The sequence below is a fragment of the Endozoicomonas numazuensis genome (assembly GCF_000722635.1).
In the GTDB taxonomy this organism is placed as follows: domain Bacteria; phylum Pseudomonadota; class Gammaproteobacteria; order Pseudomonadales; family Endozoicomonadaceae; genus Endozoicomonas_A; species Endozoicomonas_A numazuensis.
In genome coordinates this window covers 950,484-969,948 of record NZ_JOKH01000001.1, presented here as the reverse complement: position 1 = coordinate 969,948, position 19,465 = coordinate 950,484, and the positions used below count along the sequence as shown (strand labels likewise).

Here is a 19,465-nt window from a genome sequence, read left to right as displayed (position 1 = left end):
AGAGTTGATAAGAGAGAGTATCGCTAAAGGGGCTTTAATCAATAGCTTTTCCATCTTTCGTGAAGCGAAGCCATTGGTGAGAAAACCAATAATAATGCCGTCCATCCATAGAAGGTGCTGTGCAATTATAGCGACTGCGACCGACAGGCAGTGGTGATTTGGCCTGAGTACGGAATCGGGTTTTCTCTTTATCCAACCACTCCAGTTCTACTTTCCCCTGGCCCGAAACATAACAGTTCAGCTGTTTTTTCTGATACTGGCCATTCGCCAGAGTCAGAATTAAAGGAGGCATCAGTTCTTTAGGGTCGATGATGGCTGTATCTGGCTCCTGTCTGGTCACTGGCAGAGGCCTGCTGTTTACTTTGGTTCTGAAGCCGCCCATATCGGTATAATTACCAGACATGGGGTAGCGGGGCAGTCGGGTGAAGTCTGACAGCGGGCCTATGGCCCCGGATTGCTGGCCAAATCCTATATAACCCATCTCTTTAATCATTTTTCGCAGGGCAGGGTCGGTTTCACCGAAAGGCCAGGCCAGCATTTTGATACTTTGTCCGGTTTTTTCCTTGATGCGTTCTTCAGTGTCAGTAATGTCCTTTTTGGAACGCTGCAGCCAGGCTTGATCCGATTCTCCGGATTTTTTTTCAGGCATGTGTGGGTGACTGATTGTATGGTTGGCGATGGTGGCCCCTGCGCGGCTCATTTCCTGAATCTGTTTCCAGGTCAGGAATTTGCCAAAGCCCCGGTCTACAGGTTGAGTGCTGACAAAAATAGTAAAGGGCCAACCTTTTTCTTTCAGTATGGGGAAGGCATTTTCATAAATATTCTTATAGGCATCATCAAAAGTGATGACCACCGTTTTATCCGGTACTGGCTGGCCGTTTTGTATGGCTCTGGTGATGCTCTCTATGGGGGCAACGTTAAAGTCATTCTTATCCAGGTAATCCAGATGTTGCTTAAACATTGCTGGTGAAATACTGGTCACGGCCGGGGTTTTGTCACTGACATGGTGGTATTGCAGGAATACTGCACTGTCAGCGGCCATGACAATGGCTGGTACTAATAAAGGTAGTATGAACAATCCTTTCAAAGAGCGGGAAGCAAGGTGGCTGAGTTTTCTTGTGTACGAAGCTATGCGACGGGTCATGAAGCCTCTGTTTTAATTAGGGTTATTTAAGAGATGCAGACTGAGGTCCACTTATGATTAGTTTCAGACTTCGAAACTAAGACATTTACAGTATGTTTTGCAAGGTCTTAAACAGAACACAAAAAAACGGCGCCTTGGAGGCGCCAGATCAATAGATCCATAAGGGAGGGCGTCAACCTTCAGGATGGGTAGGACCTTTGGGTGACGACTTTCAATGACCAACATTCAAAAGAGTATATTCGGTTGGCAGAATCTGCCTTACGACTTAGGTATAAGGGAGCCTTCAGACCTTGTTTTTCCTCACTTTGGCGTACCAGGAGGAAGGGTCGACCAGCTGTCCGCACTCATCCATTTCCGGATATATCAGCCCTCGTTCGTCGCAATATCGGGCCAGTTCCGGGTAGCCCCATCGAAAGAGTGTGGGGATATAGATTTCTGGTGGGAGACTCGGTTCTTCATACATACCCTTCAGCAGGCGCTGTCGCTGAGCTTCGACCAGAATCACTGCTGCTGCGACGGAAACATTGAAAGACGCAACGATACCCTGCATGGGAATAATAATGTGCTGATCTGCGAGTTCTGCAGCTTCCGGGCTGATTCCTTTCTTCTCCGCACCCATCATCACGGCTACAGGCGCAGTGTAATCAACCTCTGAATAAGGTATTGCAGTGCTGGAAAAATGCGCGGCATAAACTTTAAAGCCCTTGGCTTTCAGTTGTGATATACCTTCTTCTACACTGCTGTGATGATGAACATTCACATATTTATGGCTACCGACTGTTCTGCCCCGAAAATTTCTATAGCCCATTTTTGGCTGGCTAAGATGAATGTCGGGAATGCCCACAGCATCGCAGGTACGAATAATGGCTGACAGGTTGTGAGGCTTGTGAACCTGATCAGTGAGTACCGTAAGGTCTGGCTGGCGTCGATCCAGTAGATCTTTAAATTTTTGGTAACGTTCCGGTGTCATGGTTTTTCTCTGAATACAGCATAGTGTGGAGTTTCTTTTGTGTTTATCGGGATTATTTTACACCGATGAGTGTCTTGGGGTTCTATGTCTCTTTTTTTACAAGAGAATACCGGGCCAATGAACATTATCTATGAATGTAGAAAATAATGATGACTTTGAAAGAGGTCTTTTGTGGAATCGGATAGCTTTGTAGCAGTGCATGCATGGCTTCAACATCATGGACACTGGCTGGGTCCCTTTATAGCACTGGCTGCTTTTGTTGAGTCACTGGTGGCCATCGGGTTTATTATTCCTGGCGTTGCTCTACTGTTTGCTCTTGGTGCCTTGGCGGGTAGTGGCTTGATGGAGCCTTTACCTATGCTGACCTGGGCTTTTTTTGGTGCTGTTCTGGGTGATGGAATCAGTTTTCAGGTAGGCCATCATCTGCATGCACGAATCCGTGATTGCTGGCCTTTTTCGACACACCCGGGGTGGTTGAAGAAAGGTGAGTATTTTTTCGAAAAACACGGTGGCTTCAGCGTTGCTCTGGGCCGGTTTATTGGGCCTATTCGTCCGGTTATTCCTGCTGTTGCCGGCATGATGGATATGTCTCCCCTGCGCTTTTATACCATCAACCTGCTCTCATCAGTTCCCTGGGCTATTGCGTATATGATGCCAGGGTATTTGACAGGGGCTGCATTGAAGGTAGAAGTTCCGCAGACTTTTTATTTCCTGTTGGCCGGTATAACCATTGCAGCTCTGTTGATTCCTTATCTTGGGTTGATGATGGATCGTGCTCTTTGCAGGAATAAGATGACTCTGATGTTGCCCATTGGCTTCGTTATAATTGGACATATCAGCTTGCTGATCCTGACAGTGATGGATATCAGTGGGCAGATGGATGATCACAATGCAATGATACAGACGTTTGTCGTCAATATTTCTGTTCCTGTCGTTGAACATGTTCTTGGGCTGGTGACCTGGCTTGGAAGTGCCGCGGGTCTTTGGTTTCCCTTATTGTTATTCTGTGTCTATTTTCTGTGGACTAAGCGTTATAGGAAATTACTGATTTTATGCGCCTGTCTGGTAGGTATGGAAGTGACGCTCTGGCTAATGAAGTGGGGGATCGAAAAACCAAGACCTTCCAATTTCGATGGCCTGGAGCAGTTTTCTTTTCCTTCCGGACATACTACCCAGGCAACTTTCGTCTGGTTGATAGTGAGTTTGTATCTGGTTGCAGGACAGAGAAGGGTTGTGAAGTTCTGTGCTTACAGCTTTACCCTGCTGATTGCTTTGATGGTGGCTCTGTCACGGCTGGTTCTTGAAGCCCACTGGTTTGGAGATGTTCTGGCAGGTGCATTGTTAGGAGGCGTCTGGTTCAGTGCGGCGGTGATGGCAGAAAGAATTTATGCCAACGGTAAATTGCCTCTGTTTCAACGCTCTTAACCCGGAAAGTTCATCAAGTCGTTTTAACCACGAAGATTGAACCTCCGACTCTTTTATATGACCCAATGGTGGCTCTGTAATGACCTTGCGACGTTTGTAAATTGCTTTTGAGCCAGTTGTCTCCATTTTCTTATTCATGGCCTGACAGGCCTTCTCAAACTGATCGACACGGATAACCCTGCCAGCCTCTTTCTTAGAACCATTGCACTTTGAACGAGAGAGACAAACTTTGCATGCATCTTTTTTTGCCCGGTAGCTCTTTCCCCTGACTTTGCTGTCAGGGTTAGTGATCAGTGTTTCTCCAGCTGGACAGATAAACACATCGGCCTCTGTATTATGGGCACAGTCTGCTTTGACAAACTTCCACAGAATTGCCGAGGTGTTTGTTCATCACTTTATCTGCAGCTATGAGCTGCCACCTATGGCGGTCATTATCGATCTTGACCATACATCCGCTATTACTCACGGTGGGCAGCAGCTGAATCTGTTCAATGCCAAATATCAGGATTACTGCTATTTGCCCCTGATGGTTTTCGAGGGACTCAGCGGTAAATTGATTACAGCGATTCTGCGTCCGGGTAGAAACACTCACTGGCAAGGAGAATGCGGCCATTCTCAAAGGAGTTAATTTCCTGAGTCAGGGGCTGATGAGCTGGGCCTGAGGGATCAAAAAATCCATATGCAGGCCGTTGTGACCATCACCAAAGCCGACATGAATGCCTTCAACTCCCTCATTGAGCGGACTGTTTATGGTGTAGTCGATATTATCCAGCACCCACTTGTTCAGTCCAATAGAAAACTCTTTGGCTTCTGTCGGTTTAGGACCCAACTCACCATCAGAAGGGCCCGCCAGAGCCACCACCTGCTGGCAACATTCATCACCGTCTATGTTGAGTGAAACCAGCTCATTATTGACAATTTCACAGGTAGTTAATTGGCTGGCAGCAATGCGGCGGGCAATTTTCAATCCTTTTTCGTGCTGCTCATGGGTGATACAAGGAAGGCAGCTGACGACAGCTCCCTCAATAGGCAAGGTGCCATTAATGGTGAAGGTTCTGTTTTCATCGGTTGTCTGATACTCCAGCCCGACTTCCAATAATCTAGATGCGGTACAGGGAAAGAGAGGGGAGTCATCAATCACATCCAGGCAGACCGGATTATGAGGGATGCATTCAAGGGTGAAGTTGTCCTTGCCGAAAATCAGCTTCTCGTTTTCGGTCAAGCGCTTGTACCATTCATCACGGTCCGACAGGCACTGATTAAAGTCGATTGCGAACAATTGTTTAAGGTTATACAGCACAGCTTCTGTTGAGTTGTCGAAGAAATGCAGTGGCAAGCTGAGTAGCCGGGCATCGTCGGGACGGTTCTCAAAAAATGCGGCTCTCTCTTCACTGTTTTTGATCAGACCTATATAGGCAAAGTGATTATGGTCCCGTTCAGATATCGGATCGTAGGCAGGGATCCCTTTTTGTGTCAGCTCTTTTTGGGCTGCTTTGTTGCTGCAAATAAAGCCTATGTCCTGACTTGAAAAAAAAGCTTCTATCTGATTCATGATAATCGATGTCCAGACCTGCGTTTATGGGTTAAATGACAGCTCCTGTCGATCGGTCAGTTTGATAGCAATGACCAGAAAGGCAAGCGCTGAGAAGAGGAAAACGGCTGAGCTGTAGACAGGCTTTACAGACCAGTCGAAGCCTAAAACAGCCACATGGTAGGCATTGGCCAGATAAAAAAGTGGATTAAAGTAGCTCAGGGTTTGCAGGCTGTCAGGGAGACTGGATACGTCGTAGTAAATACCACTGAAAAAAAGTAATGGCTTCAAGGTCAGATTCTCAAAAATAGAGATGTCCTTGAATTTTTTCGACAACATGGCATTGATATAAGCCAACAGTGAAAACATCAGCCCGGTAAATAGCATCAGTGCTAGCAGCAGGAGCCAGCTATACAGTTTGCCATGCAGCAAGAACAAAATAATGATGTTAACAGGCAGGCATACGACAAAACCGGTGATTGCTCCACAAGTGGCATAGGCCAGCACGATAACCCGGTTTGGCATTGGGCTGGCCGTTAATTCTGAAAAGTGGGCTACATACCTCATACTGAAAAGGGTGCTGGCAATATGGTTGTAGCAACTTCCGGAGATGCAACTGAGCAACAAACCCGTGGAAAAGTAGCGCAGGTACTCAACGCCGTGAATTTTTCCAATCTGTTGACCCAGTATTCCACCAATAACGATCAGAGACAGAATGACGGTAATCAGAGGGGCAAAAAAAGCATAATAAGATTCTCTACTGCAGGATTTGACCTCGTAAGCAATGATGGTCAAAAAACCTGTCAGTGAGTTATGGTTCATTGTTCATCTGGCTCAGGTATTGCCTTTCAAGTGAAGGCGACGATGCAGTCTGTCCCTGACAGTAATCGGCAAGGCTTTGTTTTTCGCGTCTTAACGAACCTTTGTCCAGGTTAATGACGGTTGAGCAAAGCTTGAATACTTCCTGAAAGTCATGGGAGGTCAGGATGATATACAGGCCTTTCTCAACCTGTTGTGAAAGGTAATCCCAGATCATCATCCGGCTTTGTATGTCTACACCAGAAGTGGGTTCATCCAGAAATAACAGATCCGGAGAGTGCATTAGTGCTCTGGCCAACATCACTCTTTTTTTGGTACCGCCTGAAAGATATTGGCTTTCAACATGGACCCACTCGTTGAGTCTGAATTGATCGCAGTAATCATCAATAATGGGTCTGGCTTGTTTTCGACTCATACCATGATATCCGGCCTGGTTAATAAGACCGTCGTATACCGTCATGTTGTTCATAAGGTTGGAATCTTGAGGCAGGCGACCTATGCGACCTAAAAACTGTTTGCGATTCTGTTGTAAACAGAGGTGGCCAAAACGAACAGTGCCATGGGTAGGCTTAATGATGCCTGACATCAACCCTACCAGCGTTGATTTACCGGAACCGTTAGGGCCTAGAATGCCAAGACATTCACCTGAATTAATATTCAGGTGAATGTCATTAACAATCGTTTTGCCTGAGATTTGCTTGGTTAATCCTGATACCTTGAAAAGGCTCAAGGCGTTCCATCCCAAGTGCATTCTGAGTTTCTATTTTTGATACTGCGAACCGTTGAGGGTGAAGAGTGCCTGATCGTTTTTTTGGCTGCTTGCTTCTGAGTGCTGATTTTTGAAGCCGTGGTTTCAGTCTGAATGTAAACAGTTTTCATGATGAAGATCCTTTGACGGATACTGAGTCGTGGATAGGGCGTTGACCGAACATCTTTAAAGGCAGGTGAATTTATGAGTGAAGGGGGTCTGACAATCAACGCCGTAAATTATATAGCAGAGATATTCTCATCCTGCCATATATGGAATCGAATTTAATTCTTGCGGTGACTAAGTAAAAAACAGTATGAATAATTAATAAGCGTCATTCGTTTTTTTATTGAATTTTTGGGTATCGTCCGGGGGCAATACATGGGGGAATGGGCTTGATTGAAGATCGTTGGGTTTCAGACTGTCAAAAGCCATCACCGTGAGTTTGTCCGTTGTAAAGGCACCCGTATCGATAAAGTGGCAGTTACCCATAGGCAGAAGTTCATTGACAATGGTGTGATCACAAAGAATATGGTCAATTCCCTTCACTGTGTCGGTCTTTTTCTATACCCATTGGATATAAGTGTCGATAAATGTCCTGTCTCCTGCGGCTACCCTTACCTGCTACTATTCTGGTTCAGCTGGAAAAAACATACTTCTCTCGTTTGACCTGCCTTGGACTAAAGCCCAGTATTTTGAGTGCCGCTGCAGCATCGTCAATCATGGCTGGATTACCACACAGGTATATAAGGTCTTTTTCTGGGGAAAGACCCAGTTCAGGAAACTGGTTCTGAAGGTAGCCCGGATATTCCTGCAAAGCACTATTCAAGGATTTTTCTCTGCTGTAGCAAGCCCGGTATTCAATGGTTTCGGATGAGGCTGCGAGCTCACGAAAGTCTTGCTCGTAAATCATATCAGCCCTGTGTCTTACACCCATCATGACAAGAATCTGGGTGCCCGCACTGGCTAGCTTTTTCAATGACGGAATCATAGCCCGGTAGGGGGCCAGACCTGTTCCGGTACCGGCCAGTATGATTCGTCCATCGTATTGATCTGGCGCCGTGAGAATTCCGAAAGGCCCACCGACAGACAGCTTCAGACCTGGCTCTGCTTCACTGAACAGTGAGGACGCAACTCCCCCTTCAACAAAGCTGATGGCTATTTCAATCTCCCGGGTGTTTTTGAACGACTCAGGCGCGTTGGCAATACTGTAACTTCTTTTATAATCCTGCCCTTTAAAGGAGAAGTGCAACTGCACAAATTGCCCAGGCTGATAGTCAAACCCGCCCTCTACTCTGAAGTCCAGCTGCACGGTGTTCTGGCTGAGCTGACGCTTGGCAGCCAGAGTTGCAGGATAGAGTGGACGAGGCATGGCAAACTCCTTCAAATCGGTTTTCAGCAGTTTATACTCATCGCCTTTCAAGATGCTACGTTGTTGCCAGCGTTCGCTCACCCTGGTCACCTACTACTTGTAGGCTCACAGGGCTTCGCTCACTTGTCGCCTGGTAGCATCTTGAAATCTAATGGGTATAGTCGCCGGATACTGAGTTTACTTCCTGGGTCTTACAAAGCGTGTGGCTTCAGCTTCCAGTGGATTATCCGGCCAGTAATGTTTGGGGTATCGGCCTTTGAGATCTTTCTTGACCTCCTGATAAGTGTTCTCCCAGAAACTGTGCAGATCCCGGGTGATTTGTACCGGTCTCTGGGCAGGCGAAAGCATTTCTATGGTCAGGGGTTGCTGTCCAAACCCGATGACCGGTGTTTCCAGTGTGCCAAACAGTTCCTGGAGCCGGAGTGATATTTTTGGTTCTTCCGGGTTGGAGTAGTCAATACGAATTCTGGAGCCGCTGGGAGCCTGCCAGCGTTCCGGGGCTTCGGTTTCCATGAGCTGCTGTTGTGACCAGTCCAGTCTGCTCTGCAATATGCTGGTCAGGGAAAGTTTTTTTAGCTGCTCGAGTTTCGTCATGTTGGTTAGATAAGGTCCCAGCCATTGTTCTAGCTCAGCCAGCAGGGCCTGGTCGTTCATCTCAGGCCAGCCGGATTGTCTGGCCTGCTGGAAACGTTCCATAAACTGCATTCTTTCCCTGAGCTGTTGTGCCTCTTTACTCCACGGTAAACTGTTTAAGCCTTTGTTGATAATTCCCTGAATTAAGGCTGTCTGGATCAGTTCAGGGTCAGGCGACGATAGGCGTTTTTCATCCAGCACCAGTGCTCCCAGGGTTTCCTGTTGCACAGCAACGACGCGTTCTTTGTCCGCACTCCATACCACTTTTTGCTGCTCCAGAATTAAATCTGAAAGCTCGTCATAAAGGATATGTAAGCTGACCGGGCTGGCCAGAAAGGCTTTTGCGTTTCGGTGACTGGCAACATTGCCGATGTTAGGAATGACCAGATATTCATTGGCTATCAGTGGATCCGTAGGGTCCAGTTCAACGCCCTGACCACTGGCCAGAAGGTATTGATTGGACAGGCCTCTGCGTTGGGCTATTCGATCAGGGTAAGCAGCAATAAGTAATCGTGAGTATGGCTCATTGAGGTTTGAGTTTGAGCTTTCGGTTCTTTGCCTGAGCTTTTGAAACCATTGACGTGATAATTGTCGGGCTTTGTGCACAGAGTGAGAGCTTTTGCCTGAGGACTCGCCTGTCAGTAATTGAATTCTATCCGAGATATCGACTGAACGACCCTTCTGTCCTCTCAGTAAATCTCTTTCAGAGAGTACTGCGGCCAGTTGACTGCCTTCTTTCAGCAAGCCTTTGTCTGCTGATGCAATCAACATATGAGCAATGCGAGGATGTGCTCCAAGCCGGGTCATCTCACGGCCATGGTCTGTTATTGTGAGGCTGCCTGCAGTGGTGGATGAAAGAGCGCCGAGACTTTCCAGTAAAGAGGTGGCTTCCCGGTAGCGACGATCAGGTGGTGCGTTCAACCAAAAGAGTTCATCAGGCGAAGCACCCCAGGTGGCCAGCTCAAGAGCCAGTTGTGCAAGATCCGCTTCTTCTATTTCAGGCGCATCTGCAGATGCCAGTCTGCTTTGTTCAGAAGCCGTCCAGAGACGATAGCAGACACCGGGCTCAAGTCGCCCTGCACGTCCTTTTCTCTGATCTGAACTGCTCTGGCTGGTTCGGCGAGTCTCCAGTCGAGTCATGCCGGAGGAAGGATCGAACACGGCTTTCCTGACCTGACCCGCGTCAATCACTATGCGAATGCCTTCAATCGTCAAACTGGTTTCGGCAATATTGGTCGCCATTACGATTTTTCTTTGCCCGGCTTTAGGCGGTTGAATCACCTTGCGCTGATCCGTCAGGCTCATATCTCCGTACAGAGGAAGCAGCTCAATATTCTCTGGCAGAACTTTTTCGCTGAGCAATGAGTGAACCTGTCTGATCTCACCGGCTCCGGGAAGAAATACCAGAACAGAGCCTTCTTGTTCATTGATTGCTTGCACCACACTCTGACAAATTGCCTGACAGAGGGGAAAGTAGCTTCGATCTTTGAGAGGCTGATCCCGGTAAAAGATCTCTACAGGGTGGCTGAAACCCTGACTGACAACCAGAGGGGCTTTCAGGGCACTTGTCAGTCTCTCAGTCTGAAGAGTGGCTGACATGATCAATAATTTCAGAGGTTGATCACGAAAGTATTCCTGACACTGAAGAGATAGAGATAAGCCAAGGTCTGCCTGTAGCGAGCGTTCATGGAATTCATCAAAGATCACCATGGAAATATCTGAAAGCTCAGGGTCATCCTGCAACATACGAGTCAGAATACCCTCTGTTACCACTTCGATCCGGGTGTCCTTGCTGACTTTGTTTTCCAGCTGCATTCGGTAACCAACCGTTTTTCCTACCGGTTCGCCAAGCAGCTCAGCCATTCGCATGGCTGCGGCGGACGTCGCCAGTCGTCTTGGCTCCAGCATTAGAATCTTGCCGGAAACGTTCAAGTGGTTAAGCAGATAGAGTGGGACCAGGGTTGTTTTACCTGCCCCTGTCGGAGCTTGCAGGACAACCCGATCGTGTCGGGTAAATGTATCTGCCAGCTCTGGCAGAATCTCGCACACAGGCAGGTCAGGAAGTTCTAACGACATCATGAAATGAAATGGGTTCGCTTATTGGGAAGACTTACTGTCGTCGTAAACTTCACGGACTATCCGGGCTACGGCGCTTCTCCAGGGGCGGGCATGAACCCCGAAAGTATTCAGTACTTTGTTAGACGACAAGGTGCCATTGGCGGGTGGTTTAATCCCTTCTCTGGATTCAATGTTCGCCATAATCAGTTTGCGGACTTTCAAGTCCCGGTGCTGGGAGGCTTCCGCTATAAGAATTTCGGCAAAGTTACTTTCAGAAACAGATTCTGTTGTGGAGTAGTGATAAGTGCCCCAGGTTTCAGCACCACAATTGAGCTGTTGAACCATGGCGACAATGACCCGGGCTGCGTCAACCGCAGGTGTGGGGCATCCCAGTTGATCAGGGGTAACGTACACTTCTTTGTTGACCAGCATCTGTTCTGCCAGTCTTCTGAGAATGTTGGGGCGACGTTCGCTGATAATCCAGGACAATCTCAGGATAATATGGCGCTCACAGCGTTCCCGGATTTGTTGTTCAGCCTGAAGTCGACTGTTGCCGAGAACACCAATAGGATTTGTGGGATCTTTTTCATTGTATGGTTCCTGCTTGGTGCCATCAAAAACTCTATAACTCGACAGCTGAAACAGAATAATTCCCTGGCGTTGGCAGCAATCCGCCAGTTCAGCGACAGCGTCCCGGTTGATACTGAAACAGCGGGAAGGTTCATTCTCAGCCTGGACCGGATTGTTATAGGCGGCGGCGTTGATGACCAGATCTGGTTGGTGGCGGCTGAGGCAACTCTGGATCTGCTCGGGTTCAGAGAGGTCCAGCTCAGTTCTGTCCGGGGAGTACCAGGAAATACCTTTCTCTCCCAGGATTCTACAGACTTCATGTCCGACCTGACCGGTTTGACCGATGACCAGTACTTTCATACTTGGGTTCCAATATCACGGGTAGTTAATTATCCGGAAGCCTGAAGGAATTCAGGTTGAAAGTGCCTTAAGTTCGATAGGCTCCTGGGGCTATTGAAGCATGAATAGGGTCTGGCTCCTAGCTTTGAAGAGAGAGCAGCAAAAACAAGGAATAGCAAGTAGCGAAAAATATCAAGACCCCATGCCCTGCAGGGGAAATTCTGGCAGAATGACTCACTTATTCGACTATGCTTTTTCCAGCTGTTGTGACTAACGAATTGGCGAACAATATGTACGTGGCAGACACTCCTCCGGAAACGGTTGATGATGTAGAACGCATTCTTCTGGTGGATGATAATCCCACCAACTTGCAGGTGCTGCTGCAGACCCTTAGTGGGCGGGGCTACAAGCTCCTTATTGCTAAAAACGGCGAAAGCGCTCTGAGGATTGCCCACAAGGCAAAGCCTGCGCTGGTTTTGCTGGATATTATGATGCCTGGTATGGATGGCTACGAAGTATGCCGTCAGCTGAAAGAAGATCCGGATACCAGCAATATTACCGTGATCTTTCTGTCAGCTCTGGATGATACCAAAGACAAGGTTCGTGGCCTGGAAACCGGTGCCGTTGACTTTATCTCCAAGCCGTTTCAGGCAGAAGAAGTCATTGCCAGGGTAGAAACCCAGCTCAAGATACATCGATTGGAGCAGGCGCTTTCAGCCAGAAATCGTCAGCTTGAAGCCGACAAAGCCCGTATTCTCGAAAGTATGAACGAAGGTATCTTCGGTCTCGATAGCCGGGGGCACATTACCTTTGCCAATGCGGCGGCTTCTATTATGACAGGCTGGCCTATGGACAGTTTGATCAATCGCAGTCTGATTGAGTTGATGTTCGATGAAGCGGGAGATGAAGCTCGCAGTCAGCATCTGGCGCCTATTCAGGTGGCTTTGAATAAAGGTGTCAGTAAAAGAGTGGACGATGCACTCTTCTGGCACAAAGAAGGATCCTCATTCCCGGTCAGTTATTCGTGTACACCCATTATGGAAGAGGGGCAGCCTAATGGGGCGGTGGTCGTTTTTACTGACATTACCAGTAAAAAACGCGGACAGGCCGCTTTACAGAAGGCGTTGGACGAGTTGGAAACCCAGAAGGAGAAACTCACTCATGTGTCTCGTTTGAGCATTATGGGTGAGATGGCTGCAGGCTTTGCCCATGAGGTGAATCAACCGCTCACCGCTATCTCCAATTATGCTCAGGTGGCTAAGCGCATGATGGCCAGGCTGGAGCATAAAGACGACGAAATCTATGACTCACTTTATGAGGCCATGGATAAAATTAATATTCAGGCGCGACGTGCCGGGGAGATCATTGCCCGGATACGCTCATTTGTTAAGAAGCCTGATCATGTTCTGGGTTGCGTGGACCCAATCAAGCTGATCAGCGATACCGTCAAACTGGCTGAAGTGGATGCTCGAAACAACAGTATGGAGATTCATACTGAGGTACCGGAAGATCTGCCCGAGGTGAAAGTGGATCCGGTGCAGATTCAGCAGGTCGCTTTGAACCTGATTCGAAATGGTATGGAAGCCATGAGAGATCAGGCCACCCGGGATATTGGTGTCTGGGTTAAAGCGGAGCAGGCCGACGATCAGTTCGTTAGAGTTTCTGTAATCGACAGGGGCTACGGACTGGCTGATGATGCCGAAGAAAAGTTATTTACGCCTTTTTATACCACCAAGTCAGATGGAATGGGGATTGGTTTGACGGTTTGCCATTCCATTATTCAATCCCATGGTGGTCGCTTAACGTTCCATCGTCATTCTGATGGCGGCACGATCTTTGAATTTACTATGCCTATTGCCTAAGGCCAGTGTTAATTACCCTACAGGCTCTGTGTGACCGGTATGGGGTATAACGCTTGGGGCGCTAGTAAATTCACGGGCAGACTTGTTCAGGAATAAGTCTGCTTCCCTCATTTCAATCACACCTGTTGGTATTGTTTTTTCAGAGAAGTCTGTCGACCAATGGTCGTGATCTGTCTGTTATTTCTCACTGTTGGGTAAAGTTCAGAAAGTTTGCTGTCTGAATGCTCAATGCAGGCATACCATCATTCCTGTCAGCCAGTCTGCAGGTTATAATGCCCGGCTCGGGGAAATGAGCTGGAGCTGAATAAGCTGAGGTCATTGATCGGGATGTTTTCCCGTTATGAGCATTCAGAAAGTCTGGTCGAGCAGGGGGAGAAAACCTCCTGGTTTTCTGGCTGGTGAACAAGGAGCACGCAGTGACTGAACAGGTAACAGAGTACATGCATGAACTGGGCAGAAAGGCCCGGGAAGCCAGCGCATGGGTAGCAAAAGCAGATACAGGGCTGAAAAACAAGGCACTGTTGGCCATTGCTGCTGAACTGGAAACAGCTCGACCGGCACTGCGTCAAGCTAACGCCGTAGACCTGGAAAACGGTCGGAGTCGTGGGTTGGATGCAGCTCTACTTGATCGACTTGAACTGACTGACGCACGTATTGATACCATGATAGAGAATTTGAATCAGGTGGCTTCTCTGCCTGATCCAGTGGGTACTATTGACGATCTCAAATATGTTCCCAGTGGTATTCAAGTAGGTAAGATGCGAGTACCTCTGGGGGTTATTGGCATTATTTATGAATCTCGTCCTAACGTGACGATCGAAGCTGCCAGTCTCTGTCTGAAATCAGGTAATGCGGTGATTCTCCGAGGGGGCAGTGAGTCTATTGCCTCTAATCAGGCTATAGCTCAATGCATCCAGAAGGGGTTGGCAGCTATTGGGCTGCCGGAAGCGGCTGTACAGGTAGTGGAGACAACAGATCGTCAAGCTGTGGGAACCCTGATCAGTATACCAGAGTATGTTGATGTGATTGTTCCCAGAGGAGGGAAAGGCCTGATTGAGCGCATCAGCCGTGATGCCAGAGTCCCTGTGATCAAACATCTTGACGGTATCTGCCATGTTTATATTGATGACCTGGCTGACCGTGAAAAAGCAGTAGCTATTGCCGTCAACGCCAAAACGCACCGTTATGGTGTCTGTAATGCTATGGAAACCTTGCTGGTAAACAGAGCCGTTGCTGCGGACTGGTTACCAGAGCTGGCTCAGCGATATCAGGAAATAGGTGTGGAACTCAGGGGCTGTTCTGAGGTCTGTGATCTTATCCCGGATGCTTTGGCGGCCACAGAAGATGACTGGCAGACAGAGTATCTGGCTCCGGTGTTGTCCATTAAGGTCGTTGGGGATATGGGTGAAGCCATCCGGCATATTAATCGCTACGGTTCTCACCATACTGATTCGATTATTACCGAGAGCTATACCCGTGGTCGGGATTTTCTGAGAGAAGTTGATTCCAGTTCCGTCATGATCAATGCATCCACCCGTTTTGCCGATGGCTTTGAGTATGGACTGGGGGCAGAGATTGGTATTTCCACGGATAAGATCCATGCTCGTGGCCCTGTTGGGTTAGAGGGGCTAACGTCCCAGAAATATGTAGTATTGGGCGACGGTCATATCCGGAAATAACGGATTGCCAACACCCTTGGTGATGATTAATGATCGCACCCTATAACCACTGGTTCTGTACATAAGTACTCAATCAGCAAGCAATTATGACAAAAGCCTGTACAATTCATGTTCAGGCTTTTGGTTTTTATGAGTTCTAAAGAGATATATGCAATCTGAACAACTGAAACAATTGGTCATTGACGCGATTGAAGAAATGAAAGGCAACGATATTACTTGTCTGGATGTTTCAGAACTGACCAGCGTGACTGACTACATGATTATCGCTAGTGGTACTTCCAACCGTCATGTGAAGTCCGTAGCTGACAATGTCATTGAAAAGTGCAAACAGAGTGGAGCTCGTCCGCTCGGGATGGAAGGCCAGGAGAAGTCCGAATGGGTTCTGGTTGACATCGGTGATGTGGTTCTACACGTCATGCTGCCAGCTACCCGTGCGTTCTATGACCTGGAGCGTCTATGGGAGCCGAGTGAGGAACAGCAGGCAACTGAGCAATCCTGATGCGTGTTCGTCTGATCTCTGTGGGCTCAAAAATGCCAGGCTGGGTAGACGAAGGCTATAAGGAGTACAGCCGTCGCTTGGGTGCCGACCTCAAACTGGATCTGATTGAGATTCCGTTGAATCGGCGCAGCAAGGGCGCGGATGTCAACCGCCTGCAAGAGAAAGAAGCGGGACAAATGCTGGCTGCCGCAGGGCAGGGCGACTGGGTGGTAACTATGGAGATCAAGGGGAAACCCTGGTCTACTGAAAAGCTGGCAGACAATATGGGAGGGTGGATGCACTCTGGCCGTAATGTCAGCCTGATGGTTGGAGGCCCTGAAGGTCTTCATTCCAGTGTAATGGCTCAGGCGGATCTTCGCTGGTCATTGTCACCCTTGACGTTGCCGCACCCTCTGGTCAGGGTGGTTGTTGCTGAACAGGTGTATCGTGCCTGGAGCATTCTCAAGAATCATCCTTACCATAAATAGATCATCGCCATGAACGACATATGATGTCTGTTTTGCAACACCCTGAAGCGGGCAGTTTATGGCAGTGGTAAAAATGTCTTTGGAGTGCAGAAGAGGACCTGAAAAGGCCTTGCTTCTACCCTTGAAGAATAGCAATAACCCTGAGATGGCTGCATTTTTACAATAACAGCCGCAAGCCCTTGAAATGATTTCTTTATCTCAGAGGGTAAAAGGTTTTTCAGGGTAAAGAATTGAATAAGTAAAGAAAGCAATGCTTTCACGGTAAAACAGATGCCGGTGAATACCTTAAAAGACCACAGAGCAGAGCAACGGATTGTCAGTATTAGGGTCTGGCTGGCACTGGTCTTCATGATCCTTCTGGTCATGGTACTGGTTTCCAGGCTTTTTTATCTTCAGGTGGTTAAGTACGATGAGTTGGCCACCCAGTCTGAAGAGAATCGAGTGCTTTTGCGGACAGTTCCTCCTGTTCGAGGGCTGATCTATGATCGTAATGGCAACTTGTTAGCCACCAATCGTTCCAGTCAGACTCTGGCTATTGTCCGAGAGCGTGTAGAAGACCTTGATCAACTGCTCGATGATATTGCCCAGATCATTCCTATTTCCGAGAACGAGCGAAATCGCTTTCTCCAGCAAATAAAACGACGCCGACCTTTTGAGTCCGTTCCCCTTAAATTCCGCCTGAATGATGAGCAAATTGCTCTGATAGCCGTAAACCAGTTTCGTCTTCCCGGTGTGGAGATTAATGCTGAGCTGGTTCGGGAATACCCCGAGGGCAGTTCATTCGCCCATAGTATTGGTTATGTTGGCCGTATCAATGATCGGGAATTGAAGAATCTTGATCCGGCGCTTTATACTGGAACCTATACCATAGGGAAAATCGGTCTGGAGCGTTTTTATGAGCCGGTGCTTATAGGCAAACCCGGCTATCAGGAAGTTGAAGTTAACGCTCGTGGACGGGTAACCAGGGTATTGAATCGGGTGAACCCGAAACCTGGCAAAGACCTGCAGCTCTATATCGATACTGATCTGCAAAATGCGGCCATCAAGGCCATGAAGGGGAGAAGAGGCTCCGTTGTGGCTTTGGATCCAAAGACTGGCGGTGTGATGGCCATGGTCAGTAATCCTGCATTTGACCCCAACCTGTTTGTAACAGGCATTGATTACGCCACCTTTAATGATCTCAATACCGATATTGAAAGACCTCTCTATAATCGTGCGACATTGGGTGAGTATCCACCGGCTTCTACGATTAAACCTTTGGTAGCATTGGGTTTGCTTTCAAATGATGTGGTAGAAAGGGATGATAAAATCTATGACAAAGGCTGGTTTCAGTTGCCGGGCAGTGACCACCGTTTCCGGAACTGGAACCGCCGGGGTGAAGGCTGGATAGATATGAAGCAGGCTATCATGCGCTCCAATGATACTTTCTTCTATAACATGGCCGGAAAGATAGGCATTGATCGTCTTCATGACTTCCTCAGTCAATTCGGAATGGGGCGCAAGACCGGTATTGATATTCATGAAGAACGGGTAGGCCTGTTACCTTCAAGAGAGTGGAAGCGTGGTGCCTATGGCCAGCCCTGGTATCCCGGCGAAACGGTTATTGCCATTATTGGTCAGGGTTACATGCTGACAACGCCTATACAGTTGGCAGAATCAGTCACTCTCATTGCCAACCGGGGGAAACATGTCCAGCCTCGTTTGGTGAAGGAGGATATTCCGGAATACCAGAGTCCTTCATGGGGGCATGATATAGAACTGGATGACCGGGATTGGGATTTTGTTATTGATGGCATGGAAAAGGTTGTCAGCTTCAATCGAGGAACGGCTTACTGGCGAATTGGTCGGGGGCTGAAATATCGAATGGCTGGCAAGACCGGTACCGCGCAGGTAGTCAGTATTCCCCAAGGGGAAGAGTATGATGCTGAGAAGTTAAAAGAGTTTCAGAGAGATCACAGTCTTTTTGTTGCTTTCGCGCCTATTGAGGACCCTCAGATAGCCGTGGCTGTAGTATTGGAAAACAATAACGGTGCGGCCAATGTTGCCCGCGATTTGATGGACTTTTACCTTCTGCCCAGGCTGGAAAAAGCTGAGCAGGAGAAAAAAGCCAGTGCTAAAAACAAGGGGGCAGCCCAATGACCGGTCAGGATTTTGTTCGCCAACTTGATGAAGGGCAGGGCTTTCACAGGGCTCCGGACTGGTCAGAACGTTTGCATATTGACTTTATGTTGATAGGTTTTCTGGCCATAGTCTGCGGCGCGGGTCTGTTCGTTTTATACAGTGCCAGTGGGCAGGATATGAGCATTGTCATTCGACAAGCTATTTATATGCTTATTGGTTTTGTCGGAATGATCATCATTGCCCAGTTCTCTCCCCGTCTGTTAATGCGATTGTCACCCTGGATATATGTCGGTGGTGTCGTTCTCCTTATAACGGTGTTAGTGATGGGAACGCATTCCAAAGGGGCTCAGCGCTGGATTCAGTTGCCCTTTATCCGTTTCCAGCCTTCAGAAATCATTAAGCTGATCATGCCCATTGTCGTGGCAACGTATCTCTCCAAACGTCAGTTGCCGCCTTCTCTGAAGGATATTGTTGTCGTGCTGGCCATGATTGGTATTCCCGTAGTGCTGATTGCTAAGCAGCCTGATCTCGGAACTTCGCTTTTGATCGGTGCTTCAGGCATGTTTGTGTTGTTACTGGCCGGCTTGAGAAAACGACTGATTTTCTCTGCCATCATGCTGGCTGTCCCTTCGGTCTGGGGGTTCTGGCATTTTATTATGCTGAATTATCAGAAGCAGAGGGTGTTAACTTTTCTAAACCCTGAGAGTGATCCCTGGGGATCGGGTTGGAATATCATCCAGTCAAAAATTGCCATAGGCTCGGGTGGAATTTACGGAAAGGGCTGGCTTTTGGGGACTCAGTCGCACCTGGACTTTCTGCCGGAAAGTCATACTGACTTTATTATTGCAGTTCTGGCAGAAGAGTTTGGTTTGATGGGCTGTCTGGTTCTTCTGGTTCTGTATGCACTGATCATCGGTCGAGGCTTATTTATTACCCTGAAAGCCCAGACTCTGTTTGGCAGACTGCTGGCAGGTAGTATAACTCTGACGTTTTTTGTCTACATCTTTGTCAATATCGGTATGGTCAGCGGCCTTCTGCCGGTGGTGGGAGTGCCTCTGCCTCTGGTCAGTCGGGGAGGAACATCACTGGCTACCCTGATGGCGGGTTTTGGTATATTAATGTCGATTCATACCCATAAAACATTTCTGGGACAAAGCCGATAAGCACTGATAAGTCTTTCTTTTCAAGTCAATAAAGAAAGCTTTTCAAACGGTAGCAGTCATCATGT

19 protein-coding genes are annotated in these 19,465 nt (G+C 48.1%); 8 read left to right on the top strand and 11 right to left on the bottom strand.

Going from position 1 to position 19,465, the window contains the following annotated elements:
- Positions 1 to 34 precede the first annotated feature (34 nt).
- Together GZ78_RS04380 and trmH are read right to left on the bottom strand one after the other, a co-directional pair.
- Positions 35 to 1,144 (bottom strand): polysaccharide deacetylase family protein, encoded by a 1,110-nt coding sequence (locus GZ78_RS04380; RefSeq protein ID WP_081869661.1) that lies wholly within the window; start codon positions 1,142 to 1,144, stop codon positions 35 to 37.
- 283 nt (positions 1,145 to 1,427) lie between these two features.
- Positions 1,428 to 2,114, bottom strand: a complete 687-nt coding sequence (gene trmH / locus GZ78_RS04375; protein WP_034833052.1) for a tRNA (guanosine(18)-2'-O)-methyltransferase TrmH — start codon at positions 2,112 to 2,114, stop codon at positions 1,428 to 1,430.
- Positions 2,115 to 2,285: 171 nt separating this feature from the next.
- On the opposite strand from trmH, the gene GZ78_RS04370 reads away from it, so the two are divergent.
- Positions 2,286 to 3,539, top strand: a complete 1,254-nt coding sequence (locus GZ78_RS04370; RefSeq protein ID WP_034833051.1) for a bifunctional DedA family/phosphatase PAP2 family protein — start codon at positions 2,286 to 2,288, stop codon at positions 3,537 to 3,539.
- Here the strand turns inward: GZ78_RS04370 and GZ78_RS30905 are convergent.
- On the bottom strand, positions 3,456 to 3,860 hold the full coding sequence (locus GZ78_RS30905) for a transposase (protein ID WP_161787299.1): 405 nt from the start codon (positions 3,858 to 3,860) through the stop codon (positions 3,456 to 3,458). The two genes, GZ78_RS04370 and GZ78_RS30905, sit on opposite strands and share 84 nt — an antisense overlap.
- Before the next feature lie 31 nt (positions 3,861 to 3,891).
- Between GZ78_RS30905 and GZ78_RS04365 the strand changes: the two genes are divergently transcribed.
- On the top strand, positions 3,892 to 4,167 hold the full coding sequence (locus GZ78_RS04365) for a transposase (RefSeq protein WP_161787298.1): 276 nt from the start codon (positions 3,892 to 3,894) through the stop codon (positions 4,165 to 4,167).
- A gap of 9 nt (positions 4,168 to 4,176) precedes the next feature.
- Here GZ78_RS04365 and GZ78_RS04360 read toward each other — a convergent pair whose 3' ends face one another.
- The 8 genes from GZ78_RS04360 to GZ78_RS04330 all read right to left on the bottom strand — a co-directional run bounded on the left by GZ78_RS04360 (position 4,177) and on the right by GZ78_RS04330 (position 11,630).
- Positions 4,177 to 5,091, bottom strand: coding sequence for a hypothetical protein (locus tag GZ78_RS04360; protein ID WP_034833047.1), 915 nt, complete (start codon positions 5,089 to 5,091; stop codon positions 4,177 to 4,179).
- Between the two features lie 24 nt (positions 5,092 to 5,115).
- Complete coding sequence (locus GZ78_RS04355) at positions 5,116 to 5,892, bottom strand: ABC transporter permease (protein WP_034833045.1); 777 nt, start codon at positions 5,890 to 5,892, stop codon at positions 5,116 to 5,118.
- Complete coding sequence (locus tag GZ78_RS04350; RefSeq protein ID WP_081869658.1) at positions 5,882 to 6,640, bottom strand: ABC transporter ATP-binding protein; 759 nt, start codon at positions 6,638 to 6,640, stop codon at positions 5,882 to 5,884. Before GZ78_RS04350 ends, GZ78_RS04355 begins: the two co-directional genes overlap by 11 nt.
- Positions 6,616 to 6,768 (bottom strand): hypothetical protein, encoded by a 153-nt coding sequence (locus GZ78_RS30195; RefSeq protein ID WP_236631473.1) that lies wholly within the window; start codon positions 6,766 to 6,768, stop codon positions 6,616 to 6,618. The genes GZ78_RS04350 and GZ78_RS30195 overlap by 25 nt, the downstream gene beginning before the upstream one ends.
- Positions 6,769 to 6,961: 193 nt before the next feature.
- A complete protein-coding gene (locus tag GZ78_RS04345) occupies positions 6,962 to 7,186 on the bottom strand; it encodes a hypothetical protein (protein ID WP_034833044.1) in 225 nt (74 codons plus the stop codon).
- Between the two features lie 88 nt (positions 7,187 to 7,274).
- Positions 7,275 to 8,090: an FAD-binding oxidoreductase gene (locus GZ78_RS04340; protein WP_152558545.1), complete on the bottom strand. Its 816-nt coding sequence runs from the start codon at positions 8,088 to 8,090 to the stop codon at positions 7,275 to 7,277.
- A 96-nt stretch (positions 8,091 to 8,186) separates the two neighbouring features.
- Positions 8,187 to 10,721: an ATP-dependent helicase HrpB gene (hrpB, locus tag GZ78_RS04335; RefSeq protein ID WP_051785806.1), complete on the bottom strand. Its 2,535-nt coding sequence runs from the start codon at positions 10,719 to 10,721 to the stop codon at positions 8,187 to 8,189.
- Positions 10,722 to 10,739: 18 nt separating this feature from the next.
- On the bottom strand, positions 10,740 to 11,630 hold the full coding sequence (locus GZ78_RS04330) for an SDR family oxidoreductase (protein ID WP_034833042.1): 891 nt from the start codon (positions 11,628 to 11,630) through the stop codon (positions 10,740 to 10,742).
- A 269-nt stretch (positions 11,631 to 11,899) separates the two neighbouring features.
- On the opposite strand from GZ78_RS04330, the gene GZ78_RS04325 reads away from it, so the two are divergent.
- The 6 genes from GZ78_RS04325 to rodA all read left to right on the top strand — a co-directional run bounded on the left by GZ78_RS04325 (position 11,900) and on the right by rodA (position 19,400).
- A complete protein-coding gene (locus tag GZ78_RS04325) occupies positions 11,900 to 13,471 on the top strand; it encodes an ATP-binding response regulator (protein ID WP_034834153.1) in 1,572 nt (523 codons plus the stop codon).
- A 416-nt stretch (positions 13,472 to 13,887) separates the two neighbouring features.
- Positions 13,888 to 15,150 (top strand): glutamate-5-semialdehyde dehydrogenase, encoded by a 1,263-nt coding sequence (locus GZ78_RS04315; RefSeq protein ID WP_269078732.1) that lies wholly within the window; start codon positions 13,888 to 13,890, stop codon positions 15,148 to 15,150.
- Between the two features lie 148 nt (positions 15,151 to 15,298).
- Positions 15,299 to 15,649 (top strand): ribosome silencing factor, encoded by a 351-nt coding sequence (gene rsfS, locus GZ78_RS04310; RefSeq protein ID WP_034833039.1) that lies wholly within the window; start codon positions 15,299 to 15,301, stop codon positions 15,647 to 15,649.
- A complete protein-coding gene (gene rlmH / locus GZ78_RS04305; protein WP_034833038.1) occupies positions 15,649 to 16,116 on the top strand; it encodes a 23S rRNA (pseudouridine(1915)-N(3))-methyltransferase RlmH in 468 nt (155 codons plus the stop codon). Before rsfS ends, rlmH begins: the two co-directional genes overlap by 1 nt.
- A 270-nt stretch (positions 16,117 to 16,386) precedes the next feature.
- On the top strand, positions 16,387 to 18,255 hold the full coding sequence (gene mrdA, locus GZ78_RS04300) for a penicillin-binding protein 2 (protein WP_034833036.1): 1,869 nt from the start codon (positions 16,387 to 16,389) through the stop codon (positions 18,253 to 18,255).
- On the top strand, positions 18,252 to 19,400 hold the full coding sequence (gene rodA / locus GZ78_RS04295) for a rod shape-determining protein RodA (protein WP_034833034.1): 1,149 nt from the start codon (positions 18,252 to 18,254) through the stop codon (positions 19,398 to 19,400). Before mrdA ends, rodA begins: the two co-directional genes overlap by 4 nt.
- Positions 19,401 to 19,465: the final 65 nt, after the last annotated feature.